This is a genomic window from Micromonospora sp. ALFpr18c (assembly GCF_008868155.1).
GTDB lineage: Bacteria > Actinomycetota > Actinomycetes > Mycobacteriales > Micromonosporaceae > Micromonospora.
Genome location: NZ_WBKR01000311.1, coordinates 1 through 4,158 on the forward strand (window position 1 = coordinate 1; position 4,158 = coordinate 4,158).

Annotated in this window: 5 protein-coding genes and 1 pseudogene; 2 read left to right on the forward strand and 4 right to left on the reverse strand. The window is 65.6% G+C overall.

Annotated features, from left to right (window positions below):
• Positions 1-198: pseudogene (locus F8271_RS30185) on the forward strand (IS5/IS1182 family transposase); the annotation flags it as partial.
• Between the two features lie 142 nt (positions 199-340).
• On the opposite strand, the gene F8271_RS33580 reads toward F8271_RS30185, so the two are convergent.
• The 4 genes from F8271_RS33580 to F8271_RS30200 all read right to left on the reverse strand — a co-directional run bounded on the left by F8271_RS33580 (position 341) and on the right by F8271_RS30200 (position 2,761).
• Entirely contained in the window at positions 341-886 is a 546-nt protein-coding gene (locus F8271_RS33580; RefSeq protein WP_225854866.1) for a hypothetical protein, read from the reverse strand.
• On the reverse strand, positions 793-1,053 hold the full coding sequence (locus F8271_RS33585; protein WP_225854867.1) for a hypothetical protein: 261 nt from the start codon (positions 1,051-1,053) through the stop codon (positions 793-795). Before F8271_RS33585 ends, F8271_RS33580 begins: the two co-directional genes overlap by 94 nt.
• 426 nt (positions 1,054-1,479) lie before the next feature.
• The gene (locus F8271_RS30195; RefSeq protein WP_151493200.1) at positions 1,480-2,046 is read right to left on the reverse strand and encodes an RICIN domain-containing protein; all 567 of its coding nucleotides are present in this window, start codon (positions 2,044-2,046) and stop codon (positions 1,480-1,482) included.
• A gap of 241 nt (positions 2,047-2,287) precedes the next feature.
• Positions 2,288-2,761, reverse strand: a complete 474-nt coding sequence (locus F8271_RS30200) for a hypothetical protein (RefSeq protein WP_225854868.1) — start codon at positions 2,759-2,761, stop codon at positions 2,288-2,290.
• A gap of 616 nt (positions 2,762-3,377) precedes the next feature.
• On the opposite strand from F8271_RS30200, the gene F8271_RS33590 reads away from it, so the two are divergent.
• Positions 3,378-4,158: hypothetical protein (locus tag F8271_RS33590; protein WP_225854869.1), on the forward strand; the 781-nt coding region annotated here is incomplete at its 3' end.

A 4,158-nucleotide genomic window follows, 5' to 3' on the forward strand; every position in this document is an offset into this window, starting at 1 on the left:
AAACGCTGGGTCGTGGAGAGAACCAACTCCTGGATGAACGGCTTCGGCAAGATCCGCCGCTGCACCGACCGCAACGCCCAGATCATCGACTTCTACCTGTACCTGGCCGCAGCGATCGTCACCATCCGTCAACTCATCCAACGAGCCCGCACGCTCTACCGCTGGGACACCCGACCCACCACCCGCCGACTCAAGTAACGCCTATTGCCGGTCGCTCTAAGGATCGTCCCCAGGTTGAACAGCCGTGCCAGCTCAGCTGGTGTCTCTCGGGTTGGTTTCTCCCACAGGTCGTGCGCGACGATCAGCCACGCCACCAACGCGCCCAACCCGAGCAGCATGATCACGGTGAGCCGGAGTCCGCCGAGCGCATCGCCCATCTGCCAGATGGTGTCCGTGGTGAGTGCGAACGCGGCCGTGCCGAACGCGCCGACCAGCAGCTTGGACAGGCCCAGCAGAGCACGCCCGGGCGGTTGGCGCGGACCATGCCAGCCAACAGCCGTACCCGGCCGATCAGCCCGGAGGCGACGTAGCGTCGCTCGCCGGCGTCAGCCTCGCCGATCATTCGGTGGACGGCGGGAACCTGGCGTGCCGTCTCGGCCGGTGCCGAGCCGGCCGGCGGCACCCGCTGGTCGGGAGCGTCGCTCAGAAGCCGACTCACCAGATCCGGAACGGCCAAGCGGGCCGCTCGCAGCTGATGCAGTCCCAGCGCGGGCAGGGACACGACCGCGGCTCGGCGTCGGGCGGAGGTCTGCGCGACCAGCGGCACCCGCTCGGCGTGCAGTGGCAGGTCGGTCAGGCAGATGGCGACGTCCCACTCGTCGTCGGCGCGCCGTCGAGCAACGTCGTCGAGTAGGGCCTCAACGCCGCCGTCGCGGCGCGGCGCCACCTTCCCCAGCCTTCCCGGATGGTCCACCGCACGTCGGCGCTCACCCGCTCGGTGAGCCCGCTGGCCAACTCGGCGGTGAGCCGCGTGGCCACCCGGGCGGGCTGGTCCGGCGGAGTTGCCACCAGCCCGACGACGATCTCCGGGCGTTGCTGTTCGCTGGCGGTCATCGGTGCTCCTCACCGCTAACCGGGCTCGGCCGATGGCGAGAACCGGGGGCATCATGCGGCGTCAGCGGCAGCTCCCGATCCGACTGACGTGGCGGTAGAGCCGTGCCGCCGAGAGGAGCACACCGGCCGGCCCGTACAGCGCCACCGCGACGCTCTCGCCGATCCGGGCACCCCACGAAGCCTAGAAGACCACCCCGATGGGTGCAGCGGATTCAGCGGAAGGAGCACGAGGGTCACGGGCTGACCGAGCGGGTTCGCCCCGGAGCGCGTCATCGTCAGGCTGCGCCGGCAACTCCCCGTACGGGCGACGAACTGACCCTCGCGGCGATGTTCCTCCTCAGATAACTCGCGGTATCCCGCACGCCAAGGGTCAGGCGCGGACATCCCGCGCCTGACCCTTGGCGTTCACTGCAATGCCACCGCGGCCTACGCCTGCACTGCCGGCGTCCAGGAGAAGATGGCGTTGTTCGTCGTCGCGCACGTGTAGAGGATCAGGTCGGATCCGTTAGACGTCGTGCTGCCCTGCACGTTGAGGCACTTCGCGGGGTTCAGCCGACTCTTGAACTGGTAGAAGTCGAACCCGCCGATTTTCCGCACGAACTGCGGGTACCACTGGTCGTTCAGCGTCCCGCTGCCACCACAGTTGTACTGGACGATTTTCGTACTGTTGACGTCCGTGCTGCCCTTGATGTTCGCGCACATTCCCGTCTTGCCGTTGATGATGCGCTGGTAGCCACCGGAGGTGGGCCGGAATATCCACCGCTGGTGTAGCGGCGTGACACCGCCGTCCCAGGTTGCACAGGTGTAGACCTGGACCTGCGCGCTGAGCGCGGTCGAACCGCCCTGGACTTCGAGACACTTGTCGACAGCGCTGGCGGGAAAGACCTCCCACGGCCCGTTGTCCGCGGCGTACGCAGCGGACGGTGCGACCATTCCGCCGGCGGCAATCCCGACCAGCGCGGTGAAGACAGCGGCGAATGTCCGCAGCCTCATACTCGTTCCCCCCAATTCATCGGACAAACAACGGGCACGACCCTACTCAGACAACCAAGCATGTACATCTCTGACTGTTTGGCCGGGTTGCGGCTTGCTCGGGTGCCTGCGCCTGATGCGGTCGAGCGGCAAACAGCTAGCCCTCGCCAGTGACCCGCTGGGGTGACCTCTCCGGCGGATCCGAAGGCAGCGTTGGCGTGCCCGCAGAGGCTGTCCTACCGCTGCGTCGACCGACCGGGCGTCACACCCGGCTCAGACCGAGCGCCTCATCCACGCGGTCCAGCACCGTCACGTCGTCGTGGCCGACGCCGCGTAGCAGGTCGATCGCGGCCGCCCGGATCTGCCCGACAATCATGGTGACCGGCAGCGGCGGGTCGGAGCGCAGCAGGCCCGCGGCGATCCGGACCGCCTTCAGGGCCGCCGCGTCGGCCGAGTGCGCGTGGTGGTCGGCGTCGGCGCCGCTGAGGTCGCGGGCCAGGGCCTCTCCGGCCGACCGTACGGCGGCGGTCAGCGCGCCGATCGCGGCGGCCAGCTCCGGCGGTGTGGCGGTGTGCCGGCGGGTCAGGGTCACGCCGGCCCGGGCCAGCACCCGGATGTTGCGGGCGGCGTAGTCGAGCTGCCGCAGCGTCGCCTCCACATCGACGAGCTTGCCCAGGTGCCGGCGGCGCAGGCCCAGCCGCAGCGTCTCAGGCGGCGACCAGGTCGACGGCCTCACCACCGAGCAGGTTCAGGCCCTGCTCCGCCGCGAGGCCGGACGGGCATGACCAGCGTGGACCAGGAGACGATGCGGGTGGCCAACCGCTACGCCGCGACGGTCGCCAAGGCCGAGACCCTGCAGGGTCGGGCGCGGGCCTGCCGCGATGCCGCCGAGCAGTACCGGCGCGACGCCCGGGCTCGCCGAGAGCACCGTGAACCTACGGACGAGATACCTCGTTGTAAGAGATGCACAACCATCCACAAAGGAGGACGACTCCCACCCCGTCGGTTCGGACGCCCCGCTGACATCTTGGCCGCTTCGACCACAAGCACGAGGCGTCGATGACTGCAGGACCCTAGAATCATCGGCCCGTCGTGGAATACGGTACGGCGGGATTAAGTAGATCCATCAAATCCGAAGGGCATGGTTCAGGCCGAGCGAGGAGCACTGCAGAATCAATGGGTGCCCCCCCGGGCTATGGAACAGATGCCGGGCGGGTCCAGCAAGAACCAGAACGCAGTGATTACGCCTAACACGACGCGACACTCCCCGTCTAATTTCTGGAGCTGCCGCGGCATCGGTTGATTCCTCCGGGAATCAACCGATGTCGCGGCCCTAATAAGGAGAAGCCCCCATGGACAATCCCTCCGCTATGACATACACAACGATGTACGGACAATCGCAGTTGAATCAACTCAAGAAGCTGGAAGCGTATATCTTAGAGCACAAGGCTTGGCCTCCGGGTAGGGGTGGAGGTGATGGGGTGCTCTTGCTATACAAGTGGCTAAACTCTAGCTGCGAGAAAAAAGGTCTCGTAGATTACACAGGCCACGTTAAGCCGTTCCTTTCAAAATATAAAATTCACTCAATAGAGAAGGATGGGCGAATCTATTTCGGCCCCAATATACGTCGTGAAGGTGACACGGGATGCGGCATTACGGTCCCCTCCGAGGGGGCTTCAGAGTGGAGTCAGCCTTTGGCGCCCGCCCCAACCTCCAGATATCAAATTGCCAGCCTGGACCGCGAGAGCTATAAAAAAGCACTCGAAGGAGACGCTCTGCTGAGACAGTTTCTCGACAATAACAATCATAAACTTCCTTCGCGGTATTCAAAGAATGCGTCAGAGCGCGATCTTGGATACTTCGTGAGCGGCTCCCAAGACCCTAGGGGTAGCGCCCTTAGACGTCAGCTCTTTCTAAAGACCCTTGACGACTATGGCTATTCCTATGACGCGCCGCCTGGCGGCAGGGTAATATATTCCGAGAAAATGGATTCGGCTACGCGTCCGGCCGCTTCCACGGGTGAGCGAACACGGCGGCCGGCACGTGCCGCCGCGACTGCGTCCTTCACCGGTACGCCCCACTCATCTGCGGCATCTGTTCCCGGCTCATCGTCTCCAGCCCTCTCGCCATCTG